Annotated in this window: 17 protein-coding genes; 8 read left to right on the top strand and 9 right to left on the bottom strand. The window is 43.6% G+C overall.

Annotated elements, in window-relative coordinates:
- The first annotated feature begins 124 nt into the window (after positions 1-124).
- The 4 genes from ORI98_RS14700 to ORI98_RS14685 are packed head-to-tail and all read left to right on the top strand — an operon-like array spanning position 125 to position 4,902.
- Positions 125-1,621 carry a TolC family protein gene (locus ORI98_RS14700; protein WP_371931173.1) on the top strand — a complete coding sequence of 499 codons (1,497 nt, stop codon included), beginning with the start codon at positions 125-127 and terminating at the stop codon, positions 1,619-1,621.
- Positions 1,608-2,588, top strand: coding sequence for an HlyD family secretion protein (locus tag ORI98_RS14695; RefSeq protein WP_306135728.1), 981 nt, complete (start codon positions 1,608-1,610; stop codon positions 2,586-2,588). The genes ORI98_RS14700 and ORI98_RS14695 overlap by 14 nt, the downstream gene beginning before the upstream one ends.
- Before the next feature lie 8 nt (positions 2,589-2,596).
- Positions 2,597-3,754: an ABC transporter permease gene (locus ORI98_RS14690; RefSeq protein ID WP_261298999.1), complete on the top strand. Its 1,158-nt coding sequence runs from the start codon at positions 2,597-2,599 to the stop codon at positions 3,752-3,754.
- Positions 3,754-4,902, top strand: a complete 1,149-nt coding sequence (locus ORI98_RS14685; RefSeq protein ID WP_306135769.1) for an ABC transporter permease — start codon at positions 3,754-3,756, stop codon at positions 4,900-4,902. Before ORI98_RS14690 ends, ORI98_RS14685 begins: the two co-directional genes overlap by 1 nt.
- 190 nt (positions 4,903-5,092) lie before the next feature.
- Here the strand turns inward: ORI98_RS14685 and ORI98_RS14680 are convergent, their stop codons facing one another.
- The gene (locus ORI98_RS14680) at positions 5,093-7,585 is read right to left on the bottom strand and encodes an Ig-like domain-containing protein (RefSeq protein WP_371931172.1); all 2,493 of its coding nucleotides are present in this window, start codon (positions 7,583-7,585) and stop codon (positions 5,093-5,095) included.
- A 72-nt stretch (positions 7,586-7,657) separates the two neighbouring features.
- On the bottom strand, positions 7,658-8,191 hold the full coding sequence (gene yjgA, locus ORI98_RS14675; RefSeq protein ID WP_261298998.1) for a ribosome biogenesis factor YjgA: 534 nt from the start codon (positions 8,189-8,191) through the stop codon (positions 7,658-7,660).
- Positions 8,192-8,338: 147 nt separating this feature from the next.
- On the opposite strand from yjgA, the gene pmbA reads away from it, so the two are divergent.
- A complete protein-coding gene (gene pmbA, locus ORI98_RS14670; protein ID WP_306135727.1) occupies positions 8,339-9,697 on the top strand; it encodes a metalloprotease PmbA in 1,359 nt (452 codons plus the stop codon).
- A 100-nt stretch (positions 9,698-9,797) separates the two neighbouring features.
- Here pmbA and ORI98_RS14665 read toward each other — a convergent pair whose 3' ends face one another.
- From ORI98_RS14665 to cutA, 5 genes are all read right to left on the bottom strand, one after another.
- Positions 9,798-10,826, bottom strand: coding sequence for an aldose epimerase family protein (locus ORI98_RS14665; protein WP_306135724.1), 1,029 nt, complete (start codon positions 10,824-10,826; stop codon positions 9,798-9,800).
- 44 nt (positions 10,827-10,870) lie between these two features.
- On the bottom strand, positions 10,871-12,016 hold the full coding sequence (galK, locus tag ORI98_RS14660; protein WP_306135723.1) for a galactokinase: 1,146 nt from the start codon (positions 12,014-12,016) through the stop codon (positions 10,871-10,873).
- A gap of 194 nt (positions 12,017-12,210) precedes the next feature.
- A complete protein-coding gene (locus tag ORI98_RS14655) occupies positions 12,211-13,872 on the bottom strand; it encodes a cation:proton antiporter family protein (protein WP_261298995.1) in 1,662 nt (553 codons plus the stop codon).
- Positions 13,873-14,056: 184 nt separating this feature from the next.
- A complete protein-coding gene (locus tag ORI98_RS14650; RefSeq protein ID WP_306135722.1) occupies positions 14,057-15,916 on the bottom strand; it encodes a protein-disulfide reductase DsbD in 1,860 nt (619 codons plus the stop codon).
- Positions 15,913-16,236, bottom strand: a complete 324-nt coding sequence (gene cutA, locus ORI98_RS14645; RefSeq protein WP_261298993.1) for a divalent-cation tolerance protein CutA — start codon at positions 16,234-16,236, stop codon at positions 15,913-15,915. Before cutA ends, ORI98_RS14650 begins: the two co-directional genes overlap by 4 nt.
- Before the next feature lie 204 nt (positions 16,237-16,440).
- On the opposite strand from cutA, the gene ORI98_RS14640 reads away from it, so the two are divergent.
- A complete protein-coding gene (locus ORI98_RS14640; protein WP_306135720.1) occupies positions 16,441-17,001 on the top strand; it encodes an FxsA family protein in 561 nt (186 codons plus the stop codon).
- Positions 17,002-17,061: 60 nt separating this feature from the next.
- Here the strand turns inward: ORI98_RS14640 and ORI98_RS14635 are convergent, their stop codons facing one another.
- Positions 17,062-17,445: a hypothetical protein gene (locus tag ORI98_RS14635; RefSeq protein ID WP_306135719.1), complete on the bottom strand. Its 384-nt coding sequence runs from the start codon at positions 17,443-17,445 to the stop codon at positions 17,062-17,064.
- 30 nt (positions 17,446-17,475) lie between these two features.
- The gene (locus ORI98_RS14630; RefSeq protein WP_306135718.1) at positions 17,476-18,843 is read right to left on the bottom strand and encodes an MATE family efflux transporter; all 1,368 of its coding nucleotides are present in this window, start codon (positions 18,841-18,843) and stop codon (positions 17,476-17,478) included.
- 208 nt (positions 18,844-19,051) lie between these two features.
- Between ORI98_RS14630 and ORI98_RS14625 the strand changes: the two genes are divergently transcribed.
- Together ORI98_RS14625 and groL are read left to right on the top strand one after the other, a co-directional pair.
- Entirely contained in the window at positions 19,052-19,342 is a 291-nt protein-coding gene (locus ORI98_RS14625; RefSeq protein WP_188842565.1) for a co-chaperone GroES, read from the top strand.
- Positions 19,343-19,399: 57 nt separating this feature from the next.
- A complete protein-coding gene (groL, locus tag ORI98_RS14620; RefSeq protein WP_261298989.1) occupies positions 19,400-21,037 on the top strand; it encodes a chaperonin GroEL in 1,638 nt (545 codons plus the stop codon).
- Positions 21,038-21,342 lie beyond the last annotated feature (305 nt).

The raw sequence follows: 21,342 nt of genomic DNA, 5'->3' as shown, positions 1-21,342 counted from the left end.
TATAAATGTGCGTCTTCAACAAAGCTGCTATTGATTTGAGTTTGGTATATTCTCTGGGTAATTAAACGTAAGTCATTTATACTTGAAGGATTATTAGAGTTAAAACTCTATTTACGGTGGTAACATGGAAATATCGTTTAATCGACAACCTTTAAATCAAACGTTGCAGCAAGCTAAACAGACATTGATACGCTGTTTAATGGCATCAATATCCTTTTTGACTGTGTGTATTGCCCCATTGGCGTATGCTGACTCTCCAAGCGCGCAATATAGTCAACCCGCTTCGGCGCTAACCTTTGCTCAGGCTTGGCAACAACTGCAGCAAGTCAGTGATAAATTTAAAGCTGAAACTCAGCAAGTCAACCGTGCTCAGGCTGAGCAAGAGGCCAGTAACTCGCTAAGCTACCCCGCACTTGATATTGCGGGCAGCTATACTCACCTTGAAAAACCCATTGAACTTGATTTACGCGATTTAAACCCATTAGCATCCATTGATCCTAGTGTCTTACCGCCTCAATTGGGTCAAGCTCTTGCCGCTATTCCAGGTTCAATGTTTGTGACCCCCTTTACCGAGCAAGATGTGTTCCGCGCGAGTTTACAGGCGATGTGGCCTATTTATACCGGCGGTAGAATATCTGCAGCGCAAGGTATTAAAGCTGCGCAAGTGGCTGAAAAACAGCAAGAGCTTGCTTTAGTACAGCGTGATTTATTCACCTTATTAGTCGATAGGTATTATGCGGTAACCGTTACTCGGGTGTTAACTGAGACTCAGCAGCAACTGGTGGATTCATTAACTGTTCATGCCAGCCATGCTGAAAAATTAGAGCGCGAAGGTCAAATCGCTACCGTTGAGCGTTTAAATGCACAAGTGGCATTAGAAAACGCCAAGGTCTCGCAACGCAGTGCTAGCCGCCAATTTGAAATGGCATCAATTGCGTTGAGCCGTATGTTACAAGCAAGTCATGTCGAGCCCTTATCCCCTTTATTCATGTTAGAGCATCAGCCGGCATTAGGGCCATTAAGCCAGTTGACTATGACACAACATCCCGCCTTAAAACTGTTAGAGGCTAAAGAGTTACAGGCTAATGGTTTAGTCGATTTAGAAAAGGGTGGCTATTACCCAACCGTGTTTTTATACGGTAATTACACTTTATATGAAGATGATAGTTTGTTCTCTCAAATTGAGCCAAATTGGATGGTGGGCGTTGGGGTTAAAGTGCCTTTACTGAGTCGAGATGGTCACAGCGGTAAAGTCAAAGCAGCTAAAAGCGCCTTGCTTCAGGCTCGACATACCAAAGCACAAACCCAGCAAGATTTAGGTTTGTTGGTTGAGCAAAGTTATCGACAACTGTTACAAGCGCATGAAGAAGTTGCGGCATTGAATACTTCATTAGCCTTAGCGACTGAGAATTTACGCTTACGTGAGTTAGCCTTTAATCAAGGGTTATCGACCTCAGTAGATCGCGTGGATGCCGAGCTAAAGCTGAACGCCGTTAAAACACAGCAATTGGGTGCCAAGTACCGTTATTTACAAGCTTATGCCAAATTAATGGCAATCAGTGGTCAGTTAGATGAGTTTATTGGACGAACGCAGCAGGAGAATTCACATGCGAGCAAATAAAATCTTAGCCGTGTTGGCGGTGATAATTTTGGCTATGATTTTAGCTTATGGTGTTAATTTAGCGTTTGCACCTAAGCCGGTATTTTTACAGGGACAAATTGAAGCCCGTGAATACAATATTTCATCTAAAGTGCCAGGCCGCATTGAGCAGGTGATGGTTCGTAAGGGAGATAAAGTTGCCGTTGATGACATTTTATTTGTGATTGACAGCCCTGAGCTAAACGCCAAACTGATGCAAGCAGAAGGCGGTCGTGACGCTGCGAAAGCGATGCAGCAGGAGGCCGATAACGGTGCCAGACAGCAACAAATTACCGCATCTAAAGAACAATGGTTAAAAGCGAAAGCCGCCACAGAATTGATGCAAAAAACCTATCAACGTATTGAGAATCTGTTTAATGAAGGTGTGGTGCCTCGCCAAAAGCGTGATGAGGTTTATACCCAATGGCAAGCGGCAAAATATACAGATCAAGCCGCTTTTGCCATGTACCAAATGGCACAAGAAGGCGCCAGAGTTGAAACCAAAGCCGCGGCCGAAGGCAATGCCAGAATGGCTGAAGGTGCGGTAAAAGAGGTTAGCGCGATTTTAGCTGATAGCCAAATGCGCTCACCTAAAAATGCTGAAGTCAGTGAAGTGCTATTGCAAGCCGGTGAATTAGCACCAAGTGGCTTTCCTGTGGTTAGCCTAATTGATATGTCAGATGCTTGGGCTGTGATGCAAGTGCGTGAAGATCAATTAGCGCATTTCAAACAAGGTACTGTTGTTGCATTGCGCCTACCTGCATTAGATAAAACGGTCGAGTTTACTGTTGAATACGTCAGTGTGATGGGTAATTTTGCTACTTGGCGTTCAACCGAAAGTGGTCATGATTTTGATATGCGCACCTTTGAGGTTTTATTGCATCCTAACCAGCCCATTGCCGACTTACGTGTAGGTATGTCGGTATTGTATCTCCCTGATGCAGAATAAGCGCTACCATGACTGTCAAACAGCGTTGTCTCTCTGAGCTAAATAAACTTTGGCGCTCACCATGGCAGCTTGCTATGGTGAGCTACATTCCTTTGATAAGCATGCTGTGTTTATGGTGGTTGTTCAGTGCTGGTTTACCAAGACAGCTTCCGGTTGCCGTGGTCGATCTGGACAACAGTCAGGTATCGCGTATGTTGACGCGAAACCTACAAGCTAATGCGGTTATTTCACCGCAATCTTACGCCAATCTCGCCACTGCAGAAGCCGATATGCGCCAAGCAAAAGTTTACGCTTTAGTGGTGTTTCCTGTTGGCATGAATAAAGACTTAGTTACCGCCAATAAACCATTGATAGACATCCGTTATAACAGTCAATTTTTATTAGTGGGTAAGCTGTTATCCAGTCAAATTCAGTTGAGTTTAGGCAATGGTTTATTAACACTGGGCGCTAAAAAGCTATTGCTTAGCGGCACCCATAGTGAAAGCCTTGCTGTCAGTTTATCCCCTGTCACCAGTCAAACCACTGCGCTGTTTAATCGCAATAACAACTACGTAGGATTTTTAGTCCCACCGGTATTGATAGCCTTATGGCAAATACTCTCTGTATTTGTCTTTATGAATTCACTTAATGCTGAGCTCAAGCCTGCTGAGGGTCAGCCTAAGTTGGCCGCTGATTTTTGGAAAACAGTGATAGCAAAAGTGCTGCTATTAACCCCAATTATGTTAATACATGGCAGCTTTATTTTGGTGTGGTTATATCTTTACTTAGCCTTGCCGATAGCCGGTTCAATAGGATTATTAATAATTGCCCAATTAGTGATGTTGTTAACCCTGTGGCTAATTGCCTGTTTGATTTTTTTAATAATACGAGAAAAAGCCAGTTGTATTAGTATTTGTACGGCCTTATTTGCCCCTGCATTCGCCTTTATGGGGATAACTTTCCCGGTAAATGAAATGCCATTAATCGCCCAGTGGTGGCGCTTAATTATGCCATCGAGTCATTACATTGACTCACATGTGGGGATTGTTAGTTATGGTGAGACCTTGCCACAACTGTTGGCTCAGCTCGGCTCATATTGGATTTTTCTGCCGCTTATTCCGATTATTTTTATACTCAGCCATTTTGCTCTTGAGCGTCGTCCCATTGAAAAAGAAGGGAGTCAATGATGACTTTATGGCAACTGATGTGGCGAGATTTAAAATCGATATTGTCTGATAAAGACTTGGTGCTGACCATATTTGGTGCGGTATTATTTTATTCGGTGTTATATCCGCTGCCATACCTAAACCAGGTTCCGACTGAGCAGAACATAGTGGTTGTTGATCATGATCATTCATCATTAAGTCGTCGGGTAATTCGTCATGCCGATGCCAGTTCGAAAATCAGAGTGCAGGCGGTTCTACCGAGTGTCGATGAAGCCAAACAATGGATAACCTCAGGTGAAGCACACGGTTTACTGGTTATTCCTGAAGGGTTTCGACGCAGCTTGTTATTAGGTAAAGGTGCGACGTTAAGTTATGGCGGTGATGCCAGTTATTTTTTAATTTACTCAGCGGTTGTTGAAGGCCTAGTTAGTGCGGGCATGGACGCCAGTAAACAGATTCAAATGGTGGGGCTATTAGCGCGCGGTCAAACGGCTGCACAAGTTGAAAAGTCCTTAGATTCCATCACCATCAACTCAGTACCTGCATTTAATCCCAGCTTAGGTTACACGCCTTATGTGGTACCTGGGCTATTTTTACTCATATTACATCAAACTATGCTGATTGGCATTTGTATTTTGGGTGCCAGTCAGTGGCGAACAACAGGTTATTGGCAGTCGGTGTCACCGCTGTTATTGGTGTCAGCGCGAGTGCTAACCTTTAGCAGTATTTATGCGGTTTTAGCGATATTTTATCTAGGTTATTGTTTTTATTTTTATGATGTTAGTGTGTTAGCGACCATGACTGAAGTGAGTTTGTTTATGCTGCCCTTTATTCTCGCTACTGCCGCATTAGGGACGGCAGTGAGTAGTCTGTTTGTTCGTCCAGATTTGCCGACACAGTTCTTTTTATTGATCTCTATGCCAATCCTTTTTGTGGCAGGATTTGTATGGCCATTGGCATTAATTCCTGAGCCACTGCTGTTGTTATCACAAATCATCCCTGCTGTGCCAGCGATTAGCGGTATGTTAAATCTCAATCAAATGGGCAGCGGTTGGCTGGCTGTTTTACCACAATGGCTGCAGCTTTGGGGGATGTTTGCGTTGTTTTCGTGCTTAGCTTTAGTGGGAGTTAAATACCGTCAGCAACAAGCGTTAGCAAATGGTCATTAATCGTAAGTGACTGCTAAGTACTGAACCAGAATAATACTTGCCCACAACAGATCTGTTAATTTCTTTGAATGAGTGAATTAACTCTGATGACTAGCCCTGTTGGTGGTTTTGTCTCTATATGAAAAAGCCCACAAAAAGTGGGCTTTAACATCTCAACTGTGTGATAAATTTTTCATCATATAGAGCTAATCTATAACAGTATCACATCAAAGCTAGTATTTGTTTTTACGCCACTTGGCGTCGTCACTGTTACCGTTACGGTACTAATACCCGCAGTGCCGGTATTTTCTAATGTGAACGAAGTGCTGGTGCCACCTGCAATGGTGCGATTTGGAACCGTGTAGCTATCAAATAATAAATTACCCTCAGTCGCGGTTACCGTTACCGTGGTATTTGCAGGTAATATTTGGTTAGCATCATCGGTTAAGCGTACCACGAACTTCGAGCGAGCATTGGTGGCAATCGGGGCGATATTACTAAAATCAGCGACTAAATCAGTACCGTCCTGGTTAAATTGCATCACAGCAGTAGAGCCTGACATAGTGAGCACAAACGCTTTACGTATATAGGTTTTGTTGGCTTGACCAGTACCACAGCGTCCATCATCGCGTAAACATTGCGGGCCATTAAACTTAGTATCTGGGCCGCCGTAGATAGTGCCGCCCGTCGCGCTAAAGAACTTTTCGCCAGCGCTATGCATGCCGGTTTCATCATCATCTCTATAGGCATCACCTAAATCGACAAACCCATCTGGATGGTAGGTATCGATATCCATACCGTTGCCGCTACAGGCAACATAGATATTGTTGCCGCCTAAACAGGCTAAGGCGATAGCATTACCGTCATCATCGCCAAACATGTTGTCGCCATCGGTGTCAAAGAAGGTTTCATGGCCTAGGGCGTAAGCTAAAATGGTCACTCGGTTGTCTGATACGCGGGGGTTAGCCGATGTCCAGGTGACATTACAGGTGCCGTTTAACGTTGTGCATGAAGGTTGTATTTGACCGCCTTCAGCGGTGAAGTTAACCACTGTGTCATCTGGCGCAGGGTTACCAAAGCTGTCTGAAGCATAAATTGAAATAGTGACCGTTTCGCCATTTTTGTTACTGGCTTCAGGGTTGAAGGTTGAAGGTGAAATACTAAAACCTAATTGTTGTGGTAAACCTGTGTTGACGGTCAGTTGTTCCGACTGGCTAGTAATAACATCAGTGGTATCTTTATCGGTAGCAGTTGCAACAACCCTGACAGGGGTGGGAACAGTGCCAGATAACACTCGCACACTCACTAAGCCTTGTGCATTGGTTATGCTGCTGTCAGTTGGGTTACCGTTAGCAAAAGATAAGCCACCAATCACTGTGTCCAGGGTGAAGTTAACGGTTTGCTGCGCGGTAGGCTGGCCGTTGGCACTGGTCACCATAAAAGTCACTAGAGAAGATTCACTTGATCCCGTGCCGCCAGCGCCTTTTATGCGAATTTGATTTGGCTCTGCTGAAATAAAGCTTAAGCTTGCCAAGGTTTGACGACTTAATGAGAACCCTAAGTTAGCCGTTAATGCCGTAGTGCCAACCGTTGCGGTGGCGATAATTTGATCGCTACGCTCACTGTTGCCACTGCAACTTGTATCTGAGAATGTCGCCCCCGCTGCGCCAGACAATGTTGTTACTGGCGAATCTAAACTGGCTTTGTTGTTAGCTGAGCAATCTGAACTGAACGTTACGCTGGTTGGTGTTTGTAAGCGAGTAAAAGTGCCATCATTATTATCTGTTACTATGGTTGCCGTCACGCCAAATGTACCGCCTGCGCTGAGTTTGTAGGCGCCATTATCCAAAGGTAAGGTGGTGGCTAACTCGTTTTCATAAAATTCGGTTTCAGACACCCAACGTCCCATCTTAAACAATCCAACTGGCGCAATATCATCGGCAGATAGGACTTCGTAAAAACTAGATTGGGTGATTTCTTTACCCTGATAATTTGTACTAACCACTAAGGTGCTTGCACCTAATTCGGTTAAGGCGGGAGTATAGGCAACAATGGCCTTGCCATCACTGTTGGTTAACGCCGTTGCCGGAGACAAACTGGCGCTGCCAGCAGCAAAGCTCACCAATTGGTTGGCAATACCTTGATTGCTGCTATCCAATAAGGTGGCTTGCAGTTGAACTGCTTCATCCACTTTAAAGCGGGTGACCGTGCCAGTAGCATTGTTAATGCTAGCGGCAATGGTTACCGATTCAATTGGGGTGACAGAGTCAAGTGCCAGAAACTCAAAGTTACGACTGGCGCTGACGGTATCACTGCTAGCTGGATTAAATTGAACGCTTAGCTCTCCCGCATTAGCTACAGTAGAACTAATAACAGATGTGGCTTGACCATTGCTGTCAGTTAACTTTGAGGCTGGTGCTGCATCACCAAACGGTAATACAAAATCGACCACTTGGCCTGTTACTAGGGTGCTACCATTCTTTAATGTGGCCACAGCGCAAAACTGTTCATTTAAATAAAATGATTGTTGGCTAGTGGCTTGGGTACATTGTCCGTCTACTATCGCTTGAAAACTTAAGCTGATAGCGTAATTAGCATCAGGTGTTTCAGTTTCGGTTCCATCCGCGGCGCCATTGCAACCGCTGACCAGTAAAGCTGAAGCAAACACCAATGAAATACTACGATTCAATGTCATTATTTGCATGGGTAACATCCTAGTTTTATTGTTATTTAAGTCGTAAGGCTTATTGTCTGCTTACGTTATAGCCTGAGTATATTACCCAGTGATCTCGCTGCGTAAATATTTAAACAACTCTTTGGCTGATTTTGACTCAGGGCCTTTAGCCAGTTCTTTGTTTGCCTGACGTATTAGTTGACGTAACTTTTGACGATCAAGCTGTGGATTCTCATCCAGTAAGGCTTGGATCTCCGTGTCACCATTAGCTAATAAGCGTTCACGCATTTTTTCAAATATTTGCAACTGAGCCGCTTCATTATTGTTTTTATTCAGCACTTTATCTAGTGCTGCTTCTATCGGTTCGTGATCAAAGCCACGCATTAATTTACCGATATACTGTAAATGACGGCGGTAAGCTTCGGTTTTTTGCTTAATCACTTTGCTTTTTAAAATCGCGTCGTACAAAAACTCGTCAAGCTCCATCTTGTCGAGTTGGCTTTTACTTAGCGCCACAAGACGCATGCCTAAAGCCTGCGCTTCTTCGCTTTCTTTTTTAAATCCAGTACGGCTGACGTATTCGTCATCGTTGTCGTAGGGTTGCTGAAAGTGCTCAGAATCACCAACAATTTTCATAATGTTAAACCTCAAATAAATATCTGCTAATGATAGCATTTATTTTGCTGATGTATCTGGTAAAAAAGATGCTGAAAACGTGTTGTTATCAATCGGGAAATGAATTTGCTATGCTAATGCTAATTTAGGCCATTTAAGAGATTATTTGTGACTTCTCATCAAGCACCTTCAGCCACTATCGACAGTGAATTACCGGCATTAAAAAACGCGGTTAGCGTTGCACTTGAATATGCAAAGCAGCTAGGTTCTAGCGCCGCCGAAGTAGCAATCAGTAAGCAGCAGGGACTTTCGGTTTCTACGCGAAATAAAGAAGTGGAAACGGTTGAGTTTAATAAAGATGGTGCACTGGGTATTACGGTTTACCGTGATGGCCGTAAAGGCAACTCATCGACATCAGATCTCAGTCCAGAAGCCATCCGCCAAGCCGTGAAAGCCGCTGATGATATAGCAAAATATACATCAGAAGACCCTTTCAGTGGACTTGCCGATAAAGCTTTGATGGCACAAGATATTCGTGATTTACAGCTGTATCACCCGCAAATATTAACTGCCGAAGAATTAGCTGAAATTGCGATTCGTTCAGAAGATGCTTGCTTACAAAGTGATAACCGTATTAAAAGTTCTGATGGTGCAACAGCTAATGCCCACACCAGCGCTAAAGTGTATGGTAACAGTCATGGTTTTTTAAATGGTTATTGCAGTTCGCGCTACAGCTTAAGTTGTGTCGCGATAGGTGAAGAGTCTGACGGCAATATGCAACGTGATTATGATTATACCGTTGCTCGTAAATATCAAGATTTATTAAGCCCAGAAGCCGTAGGCAAACAAGCCGCACATAAAACCTTAAGCCGCTTAGATGCGCGTAAAATTGCCACGGCTAAAATGCCGGTATTGTTTGCGCCTGAAATCGCCACAGGGTTAATGGGCCACCTAATTGGCGCCATTAGCGGTAGCAGCTTATACCGTAAGTCGAGTTTTTTATTGGATTCGATTAACACCCAGATTTTTCCCGATTGGTTCAGTATTGAAGAACAACCTCATCTGTTAGGGGCTTTAGCCTCAGCTAATTACGACAGTGAAGGCGTGGCAACCCAAAGCCGTAAAATCATTGATAATGGAACCTTAGCTACTTACTTACTCACCAGCTATTCGGCACGTAAATTAGGTTTAACCAATACGGGGCATGCTGGCGGCATTTATAACTGGACCCTAAGCCATAGCAACCAAACCTTTGATGAATTAATTAAAGCAATGGGAACCGGTTTAATTGTGACCGAAGTGATGGGCCAAGGCGTTAATGGAGTGACAGGCGATTACTCTCGGGGGGCAGCGGGGTTCTATGTTGAAAATGGTCAGGTGCTATATCCGGTGGAAGAAATCACCATAGCGGGTAACTTAAAAGACATGTTTATGGGCATTCAAGGTGTGGGTAAAGATCGTGATTTACGCTCATCGATTCGTACTGGCGGGATTTTACTCAGTGAAATGAAAATAGCTGGTAATTAACCGCTGCATTAGCTGACCGCTGCGATTGCTAGTAAAACTGATGTTAATTAAACAGGGGTAAGTGAAGACTTACCCCTGCTTTTTATTGAGTCTGCAGTGTTTATGCTATTGAAAACTCATACCGTGAAATATGATGGTAAATCGCATTGGGGGTTAACCAAGCATTACCCGGTAAATCAGGCTGATTAGGTGAGTCTGGTAGCATTTGTGGCTCGATACATACCGCTTGATGGTTAGTGAACACTTGCTGTTTTTTACCTACTACTCCACCTAAAAAGTTAGCGCCGTACAATTGCACACCCGGTTGATTAGTATAAACCGTCATCTTCACGCCATTTTGAGTGCTTGAAATCGCGCCAAAACGTTGTAAATCACCGTCTATGTTATCCATCACAAAGCAATGATCAAATCCGTGGGTTGCGGCTAAAGCGGGTCGCTGTGTTTGTACTGCCATAGGTGTGATAGCGGCTAAATCTAAATCTGTACCAGCCGTGGCTACCATCGCTGTGGGCACACCAACATCGTTCATGGTGAGATATTGCTTGGCATCCACTTGAATGTGGTGCGTGGTATTACTGTCACCACCGTCTAAATTGAAGTAACTGTGCTGAGTTAAGCTAACGGGGCAGGCTTTGTCTGTTGTCGCCAGTATTTCAACATATAGGTTATTACCCACTAAGCGATAATCTAACTGAACTTTACAATTACCCGGAAACCCCATATCGCCATCAGGACTGTGCAGGGTCAAGCGCACACCATCATTGGTGGTGCCTAATTGCCAATGTTTGCGGTTAAAGCTTTCGGTGCCGCCGTGTAAGCAATTTGTGGCTTGATTAACGCTGAGTTGATAATCAACGCCGTCATAAGACAATTTACCGTTTGCGATACGATTGGCATAACGGCCAGCGATAGCCCCTAAGTGAGCTGACTGGGCTAAATAATCCGCTATATTGTCACAACCTAAAACCACATTTTGACGTTCGCCATTTTTGGTTGGCACCCACAATGACCGGATTATGCCGCCTAAACTCAAGACTTCCATTGCGATAGTGCCATTGTCTAAACGTATGCGTTCGACTTCTTCACCACGGGGATCTTGCCAAGATTCAAGCACACTAAAACGTACCATTGAGGCCTCTCTGGTTTGTATTTAAGGTTCGGGTTATTGAGCTTTTATTTACTTATTCTGCCTGCGCCAGCACTGGCTGAACACAGTAAAATACGAGGTTCTAGCCCCGTTTTCTGGGTGTATTCTTGTTCAACTAAATTAATCACGTCATCGGTAAGTTCATGCTCGATCAGCGCAAGTACGCAACCGTCACTCATGCGCACACCACCCCGTTCGCCAATATGTTGAGAAATCATCGATACGAGGATGTCGACTTCGGGGGCGATAACTTCAAAATCATCACGTAACGACACATGTGATTGGGTCATTAATTGGCTAAAACGCGCAATATCATTTTGTTGAAGCGCTCTGGCAGCATTACTTGTGCGGGTGTTTTCGGTGATCACATGGCGAGCTCGTCTAAACTGTTCAGAAGATAAGGTGTCTCTTTGCTGTTCTAGATAGCTTAATGATAAATCCCGTAAAGAATCTAACCCAAGTAACTGGGTGATGATCGCACAGTCTTTTTTACGTTCTTCAAACTGCATCATAAAGGCTTTGCGGTTGATATTAGGGTCAATTACTACCATGCTGAGGTCTTCAGGGATCAAAATCGCTTCGCTTTCTAACTCTAAGCAATCAATTAATAGTGCATGATCTTCTTCCGCTAACGCGCTGATCATTTGATCCATAATGCCGCAATCAAGGCACATATATTGGCTTTCGCCGCGTTGGGCTAATAATGCAATTGCCGAAGGGGATAAATGTAATTGGCTGGCATAGCTAATTGCAGTGCCAAATGCGATCTCTAATGCGGCAGATGAAGATAACCCTGCACCAAGTGGCACGTTACCCACAATGGCCAAATCCAGTCCTTTGGCTTGCAGTCCGGACATATGCATTGCCGCGGTTACGCCTTTTAAATAGTTTGCCCAATCATCATTAGTAGAGACAGAGCCTTCCTCACCAAATTTCCACTGCTTAATTTGCCCAGGAAAGGCATCCGTTACCGCGCGAAATAAATTGTCCTCACGATGCTTAACCGCAATCACAGTATGAAAGTTAATGGCTGCAGGCAGGACTAATCCTTCATTGTAATCGGTATGTTCACCAATAATATTTACCCGGCCAGGAGCCTGGTATAAATCATCCGCTTTTGTGCCAAAAGTTTGCACAAATAATTTAGTTGCCCGTTGCGCTGGGTTAGACATACTTCGAAAATTTCCAACAGAAAGTGATCACGTGATTACCTTGATTTATATCACGACTCAGTAGTAACTGTAACTGAGATTTTTTTAACTAAGTGCAAATTGAAAATACGCTGACAGAAACAAAAAACGCCTCGATATTTTTCGAAGCGTTTTTAATTAACAATCACTTAGTACTATTAGGCGTGATGTTGGGATTAAACTGATGATGTAGATGCTGATTCGTTGGCCGCTTTTGATTCATTGGCCTCTTTATCTGCACGATTAACTTGCTCTTGGTTTTCGTCTAACAGTTCATAAATAACATGGTCAACAAAACCGGCACCCGCTGCTTCATAAAGGTTGTAAGCGGTATCAACCCCCGCAGCCTTTAACGCATCGGCATCTTCAGTGTATTGCACAATAGCACTGATTTTGCCCTCGTAATTCAGCTTCTTAAGTTGTTCTACGGCAAATAAGTTACCCACATGATGCGGAATCGCCAACAGTACTAATTCAAGATTGGGCGCACGTTCTAATTTTTCCCAAAAATCGGTATCGCCAGCATCGCCTTGCACCACATTACGGCCTTGAGTACGATGAAAATCAACTAACTCTTGTTTATGCTCAATCCCTAAAATTTCGCCATCAAAACGCAAACGAAGCTCGTCATACGCACCACTACCAATTCGCCCCATACCGAATATCAAAAAGCGAGGATTACCAATTTTAATTTGGCGGTCTTCAGGGTGCAGTGGATGTTTTTCCATTTTTACTAAATGGCGTTGAAAGCGCTGGTAAATCTTATTCACACTGGTGTTAAGTGGTGCTGCAAATAAAAAGCTAATGCTTAATGCCACAGCAATAATAATTAACCATGATGCTGGCAACCAACCTTTGTGGGCTGCAACGGCGGCAACAATCAAACCAAACTCACTGTAGTTACCTAAGTTGAACGAGGCTAGCAATGAGGTACGTGAACGTAACTTAAAGCGTGTCAGCAAGTAGATGAACATGACGATTTTTACGGGTACTAACAAGACTAAAATAGCGGCTAAACCTATGTCTGACCAAGTCGGTAAACCGTTAAGGCCAATGGTGAGGAAGAAGGCGACCAGGAAGAGTTCTTTAAAGTAATACATCGACTTGGCTAACTCAGACGACTTAGCGTGTCCGGCAAGTAAAATACCAATAATCAATGCACCTAAATCAGGTTTTAGTCCTACCGCTTCAAATAGCCAAGCGCCAACCACAAGTGCCATCACAAGGCCAAATAACACCAGCATTTCACTGTGACCAACGCGGTCAAAGACCTTGTAAATAAGTGGTCGAGTAAACGGCAGTAATAATAACCCCAGCGCCCAAATGGATGGGATATCACCTTTAGAGATAGTTAAAAACACCACGGCAAAGATATCTTGCATAATCAAGATACCAATAGCGACGCGGCCGTATAGCGACTTCATGTCACCATTATCTTCAATCACTTTTACTGCAAATACGGTACTGGAAAAACTTAAAGCAAAAGAGATCAGCAATAACTGGTTCAGGCTATAACCTTCCAGTTGCTCTAAGCCTGCCATGCCCAATAACTTTAAAACGGGAATAAAAAAGAGGATAGAACCCACTAAGTGGATACTTGACGTGGCCAACACCTCGGCTTTAAATAAACTTTTTAAATCCAGTTTTAATCCAATTGAAAACAATAGAAGGGTGACGCCTAAATCAGCAAGTTGCTTTAATAAAGGTAGGCTTGAGTCTTGAATGCCAAATGTGAATAAAACGAATCCTGCGCCTAAGTAGCCAATAAGTGGCGGTAACCCGACTTTACTCACAAGCAGGCCGCAAAGTAAGGTGATAATTAAGATTGCCGGTTCCATAGCACTCCATATTTAGCGATAAATGAAAGATAGCTAACATTGTATAAGAAAAATCGCCGAAGGGGGATTTTTCGTCACAATATAAAATAAGCACTTGGATGAAAATAGGTGCCTTAAAATACAAAACAAGCGCCTTTGTAGAAAAAGGCGCTTGTTTTCATCAAGTAAAGTAATTGCTAAATAACTATTTCAACAGCAAGTCTAAGTGATTCGCGAAGTCTTTAGGCCCCATAAAACCAGTTACACGTAAATCATCGCGTATAGCACCATTTTTATCGAACATTAATAATGTCGGTAAGCCCAATACTCCGTAATGCTCAAGTAACTCGATATCAACTGCATCACTTTTAGTGACATCTGCTTGCAGTATTACCATCTGATCCATGCGCTCAAGTACTGCGCCATCAGCAAACGTAATCGCTTCAAACTCTTTACAGGCCACGCACCAGTCAGCATAAAGATCTAACATGACAGTTTTGCCACTGATGCTGGCTTTATCCAGCTCAGTTTCTAAATCTGCTAATGATTTAATCCTGATAAAGTGATGGGCTTCAGCTTTTGCTGTGCCATTTGTTGTCGATTGGCTTATTGCTGGCGTTTGGAAGCCAAAGTGGCTCATTACCGCTTGAAAACCGTAAGAGAAACTCGCCAGTAAGGCCAGTAACAGCAACACACTGCGCACTGTTTGTTTCCAGTTAAATTGAGTGAGTTTGTTTTGGTGCATTAAGTAACCCACCAAGCTTACCCCCCAAATTGCCCATAGCACATCAGAGACTAAACCTACCCAAATACGGCCAATCATCATGATAGAAACAGAGATCAGTAAGAAGCCGAAGATGGTTTTAATAATATCCATCCACGCACCGGCTCGAGGCAGAATTTTTCCGCCAGATGTTCCTAATACTAATAGCGGAACCCCCATACCCATGCTTAATACATACAGTGCTAGGAAGCCTTGTAGCAGATCACCACTTTGCGCCACGTAAATGAGTGCGCCAGATAAAGGGGCAGTGGTGCAAGGTGATGCCACTAATCCAGAAATAACCCCCATTAAAAATACGCCAACTAAGTTGCCGCCTTTTTGGTTGTTAGATAGCGAGTTCATTTTTTCTTGCCACTTTGATGGCAATTTTAAATCGTACATGCCAAACATCGACAAGCTGAGTAGCACAAACATTACTGCCAGAAATATCAAAATGGCCGGGTGTTGTAGCGCTGCTTGAAACTTCATGCCCGCACTGGCAACCACAAGACCAAGTAACGAGTAGGTAATTGCCATGCCTTGAACATAGGCCATCGACAGAGTGAAAGCTTTTGCCGTTGATAGCTTTTGCCCTTGGCCGACAATAATCCCCGACAAAATGGGATACATAGGGAACACACAAGGGGTTAATGCCAAACCAATACCTAAGCCAAAAAAGATTGCCAACGTCCATAACAGGCTGTCGTTTTGCAGCATTTGGCTTAAGGTATCTTGTTGGGTTATTGGAGTGGTTGAGCTGGAGGCATTATCAGTCTCGGATGCTTCAGGCGCACCGATGACTTTTTTAGCCTGGGCAACTTTGCCATCATTGGTTGCAACTTCAGATAAAATAACATCGCGAGTAGTAGGCGGGTAACACAGTGTGCCTTCAGCACAGCCCATAAAGGTCACTTTAAAGGTGGCTTCTTTACTGGCCTCTTTAATGCCGACGGGGATCTCTACAAATGAGTAAAAGACCTCTTGCTCACCAAAATATTCGTCGTTATGGGTTTTACCTCGGGGTAAATTGATATCACCAATCACCGCACCGTCAGCAGCAAACGTCAATTTGTCACGGTACATATAGTAACCATCGGCAATCACCCAGCTTATCATCAGCTGATTACCTTGCTGTTTAAAATCGAATGAGAAAGCCTCATTCACAGGCAAAAGTTCAGGTTCACTGCTTAAAAAATTAAATTTACTCTTACTAAATACCCCTTCACTTTGCGCCAAAGGGGCAATAGCAATAGAGGACACTAGTAGTAATGAGGTTAAAACAAAGGCGAATATTTTTTTCATGATGTAGTGGTTTCTTTTATCCATGTTAAATAAGGCGCAAGCCCATTGATAATAGGTGTCGCGATTAACTCTGGTACTTCATACGGGTGTAATTGGATCACCATTTGTTCAATTGCTGAGTAATGTAAGCTAAGACATTTGATTTGCAATTGCACTTCTTGTGACTGACACACTTGGTTATCCCAATAATAAACTGACTCAACTGATGGGCTAAGTTGCACACAAGCCGCCAATTTTGCATCCACTAATGCACGCGCAATGTGGTCAGCGGTGGTTTTATCAGGACAGGTTGAAAAAATCAGTAAAAAGTCTGCGGTCATTGTATATCTTCTAAACTTAACGTTAGCTTAAGCTAAAATGGGCAGTATTGGGTTACTTTACGGTTTTTAGATGCAGATTTCACTGTTATGTTTAAGAACCGTGACGTCTCTTGAAAATAGACCGTATAATCCCCATATAGTTTTCATTAACTTTTGATTATTTTATTAATTAATTCCGATAGTCACTGTTTAACCGAGGTTTACATGTTTTTGATTTTATTATTAGTGTTCATTATTGTACCCGCGCTGGAACTGTCGGTATTAATTCAAGTGGGTGATGCCTTAGGGGTATGGCCAACAATCGGGTTGGTATTCTTTACTGCCATTGTTGGGGTATCACTGGTAAGAAGCCAAGGATTACACACCCTAATGACAGTGCAACAAAAGCTGGCACGTGGCGAAGCGCCTGGGCAAGAAATTGTTGAAGGTATGATGTTAGCCGCCGCTGGTGTGTTGTTATTAATTCCGGGGTTTGTCACTGATGCGTTAGGGCTATTGCTACTGACCCCGTTTACCCGTGCACCGATTGCAGCCTTTATGTATAAACGCATGCAGTTACAAGTGGTGGCAAATGGTGGTTTTAAGCCTGGGTTTGGCCAACAAGGGCCGTTTAATCAAGGGTCATTTGGACAAAATCCTTTTGATCCCACTCGTGGTCAAGATAGTCATACCTTTGAGGGCGATTTTGAGCATAAAGACGACCCAAGCCAAAAACGACCTGAAAGCCATCAAATCGATCATCAACAAAATGACGATCGTAAATAATTGAACAAAGCCAGCGAACAGCTGGTTTTTTTATCCAAAAAATATGATGCCCGCTGCGTTTTATGACGCAGTCTTTTTTGCCATTAGATAAGCCGTAATAATACTGGTTAGCCAATTGGCAACAAATAGCCAGGTTATCCAAGTGCTTATTTGTGCCATATTACCATCAGGTGCCTGAGTAATTTGTGCGTAAATGGCGCTGTATTCTAATGCCACTTCACCAGCTAAAATTTTATCTGCAATAACCTGTGCCCGTTCAATGGCGAAGTTCATCATTACCGCCAAACATACAAAAGACAACGCCATAAACCCAATACCTTGCCATTTTTTTCCTAACCACATTTGGCCACTGCCGGGACAAATAAGGGCTGACATCAGTGCCGCCTTTAATGGCCGTTTTATTGATGGGGGGTGATTTGATGTTGGGGTATTTGGGATAGCCATGGCATGCCTATACAGTGACGTTGCTAATAATTACTCGACAATGACTGCAGTCGTGTGATGGTGTTTAACGGGCTCGGTTATCTTAGTGGCTAAAATATAGCAAGCTATACCCATAATAGTATTGGTAATGGGTAACGCCAACATCAAGCCTTTTACGCCACCAATGTACGAGCCTAATGCCGCCAAGGGAAGCATTAACAGCATTAACCGACATAAATTAATGACCAGTGAACTCATCGGTCGATGGTATGCATTTAAGCTGGTGGCAAAAATAATCACAATACCTAAAGGGCCATAGGCGGCGGGCAAGGCAATAATATAAAAGGTCAACCAATCAATCACTATTGGATCATTTGAAAACTGCTGGGCAATTGGGTGGGCAAAAAAGTACATCGGAATATAAAGCAAGGTTTGAAACACCAGCACAAACCGCAGTGATGTCAATAATGCATCCTTGGCCCGCACATGCTGACCAGCACCTAAATTTTGCGCAATAAACGGCATCAAGCTAGATGATAACGCCATGACAACCAGTAACAGCACCGATTCTAAACGCATGCCCGCCCCAAAAGCGGCTACCCCCGCATGGTCAATTCTGGCAAGCATGGCCATTAAAATACCGTTAGCGATTGGGTTAATCATATTCATTAATGCGGCGGGTCTGGCAATGTGGGCTAACGCACGCCAATGGCTCACCATACGGTCTTTTACCAGGCTAGCACTGTGCAACAGTTTGCGTTTAACAATCAGTAACCGTCCGGCTAATACTAAGGCGATGACCCAAGACAACATGGTCGCAATTGCCGCGCCTTGAACTTCTAAACGTGGAAACGGGCCCAAGCCAAAAATCAGTAAAGGGTCTAAAACCAAATTAACGATGGCGGCAAGCATCATTATTTTTGCCGGAGAGCGGGTATCGCCAGTGGCCCGCAAGGCTTGGTTTCCCACCATTAACAGCACCAGTGCTGGTGCACCGCAATACCACCACATCATATAGTCATGAATGTAAGGTAGGCTGTGCTTATTCGCTCCTAAAAGGCTAAATAATGGCTCAATCAACACGCCACCCAACACACTCAGCACAGTAATGATGGCCAATGTCAGCACTAAGGTATCAAACAAAAACAGCTTGGCTTGCTCAGCTTGTCCCGAGCCGATTAATCGGCCTAAGTTAGTGGAAACCCCCGCACCAATGCCAATGCCAATACTGGTAATGACTAAGGTAATAGGGAAAGTAAAGCTGACCGCGGCTAAGGCTTCAGTACCTAACTGACTGATAAAATAGATATCCACTAAGCTACCGCCCAGAATGGTGAGAATACCAATCAGGTTAGGAAGGGTCATGTTAAACAGTACACGACCTATTGGTGCAGTAAGCAACCCGTGTTTATCTTTCATGGAGGCGTCAATTTGCAATATTAAGGAGGCGAATTCTATCAGGCTTTGGGGCGGTTTAATAAAAGAGACATAAAAATTCTGTAGTTTTTTTATGGTTTGCCCTTGGAAGTGTGATGTATCACCCCCATATAACTTCCATCAAAGGTAAAAGCCTTTTCCATAAAACCGCCTCGATTTTTGGGCATCAAATCATTAGGAGAGTTCATAGATGAATATTCGTCCATTACATGACCGAGTTATTGTTAAGCGTTTAGAAGTTGAATCTACTTCAGCGGGTGGCATCGTGCTGACAGGCAGTGCAGCTGAAAAATCAACTCGTGGCGAAATTCTTGCAGTAGGCAACGGTCGCATTTTAGAAAATGGCACAGTTAAACCACTTGACGTAAAAGTGGGTGATGTTGTGATCTTCAACGAAGGTTATGGCGTTAAAAAAGAGAAAATTGACGGTGAAGAAGTGTTAATCCTGTCAGAAGCTGACCTGATGGCTGTTGTAGGCTAAGCCTCCAGTATCATTAGACTGTCCACTTAAACTATTCATTTAAAGGAACATCACAACATGGCAGCAAAAGAAGTATTATTTGGTAATGACGCACGTGTAAAAATGCTTGCGGGCGTTAACATTCTAGCCAATGCAGTTAAAGTTACTTTAGGCCCTAAAGGTCGTAACGTTGTACTAGACAAAAGCTTTGGCGCACCGCTAATCACTAAAGATGGTGTATCAGTAGCCAAAGAAATCGAACTGACAGACAAGTTTGAAAACATGGGCGCACAAATGGTGAAAGAAGTTGCTTCTAAAGCCAACGATGCCGCCGGTGACGGTACCACTACTGCAACAGTATTAGCTCAGTCTATTGTTGTTGAAGGCTTAAAAGCGGTTGCAGCGGGTATGAACCCAATGGATCTTAAGCGCGGTATCGACAAAGCAGTTATCGCAGCAGTCGCTGAGCTTAAACTACTTTCTCAAGAATGTGCCGACACTAAAGCGATTGCACAAGTAGGTACGATTTCTGCTAACTCTGATGAGTCAATCGGCGACATCATTGCTACCGCAATGGAAAAAGTCGGTAAAGAAGGCGTGATCACCGTTGAAGAAGGCCAAGCGCTTGAAAACGAATTAGACGTTGTTGAAGGTATGCAGTTTGACCGTGGTTATTTATCACCATACTTCATCAACAAGCCAGAAACAGGCAGCGTTGAATTAGACAGCCCATTTGTTTTATTAGTAGACAAAAAAGTCTCTAACATCCGCGAATTACTGCCAATCCTTGAAGGTTTAGCTAAAACCGGTAAGCCATTACTTATCGTTGCAGAAGACGTTGAAGGCGAAGCATTAGCAACGCTAGTTGTTAACAATATGCGCGGTATCGTTAAAGTTGCAGCGGTTAAAGCGCCAGGTTTTGGTGACCGTCGTAAAGCGATGTTACAAGACGTGGCTATCTTAACTGGTGGTACAGTTATCGCAGAAGAAATCGGTCTAGAGCTTGAAAAAGCGACCCTAGAAGATTTAGGTACAGCGAAGCGCGTTATCATCACTAAAGATAACACAACCATTATTGATGGTAACGGTGACCAAACTCAAATCTCTGGTCGTGTTAGCCAAATCAAACAACAAATTGAAGAATCAACTTCAGACTACGACAAAGAAAAACTACAAGAGCGTATGGCTAAACTAGCTGGCGGTGTTGCAGTAATCAAAGTTGGCGCAGCAACAGAAGTTGAAATGAAAGAGAAAAAAGCCCGCGTAGAAGATGCATTACACGCAACTCGCGCAGCGGTTGAAGAAGGTGTTGTAGCAGGCGGTGGTGTTGCACTGGTTCGCGTAGCAAGCAAAATCAAAGATGTTGAAGTGCTAAACGAAGACCAAAAACACGGTGTGGTAATCGCATTACGTGCAATGGAAGCGCCATTACGTCAAATCGCTACTAACGCTGGTCAAGAAGCATCAGTGGTTGCAAACACAGTGAAAAACGGTACTGGTAACTACGGTTACAATGCGGGCAACGACACCTACGGTGACATGCTAGAAATGGGTATCCTAGACCCAACTAAAGTGACCCGTAGTGCATTACAGTTCGCCGCATCGATTGCAGGCTTAATGATTACTACCGAAGCTATGATAGCTGAAGTACCACAAGATTCTGCGCCAGATATGGGCGGAATGGGTGGTATGGGCGGAATGGGCGGCATGATGTAATTTACTGGTCTAAATCGGTGATTACTGCGTTGCTTCACCACTCGTTTATGAAAAACTAAACGTCGTGGTAAAGCGCCTTGTACTAACACGATTTATCCTACGTAAATGCTCTGTTGGTCTATAGCCTAAAAGCTAAACCAAACTTCTTGTAAAAGAATTGAAAGCCCCGATTCCTAAAGGTATCGGGGCTTTTTGTTATTGGATATTTGTGTTTATAGAATAAGTTAGCTCTGACCCTGACGAATCCCCACAAAAGAATGAATAAAAATAATGAGATAGGTTAAAAACTGAGGAACATTCATGGC

The sequence above is a fragment of the Shewanella sp. ULN5 genome, from assembly GCF_030731885.1.
Classification (GTDB): domain Bacteria; phylum Pseudomonadota; class Gammaproteobacteria; order Enterobacterales; family Shewanellaceae; genus Shewanella; species Shewanella holmiensis.
Note: the sequence above shows the minus strand (reverse complement) of the source record. Positions and strands in the feature narration are given on the sequence as shown.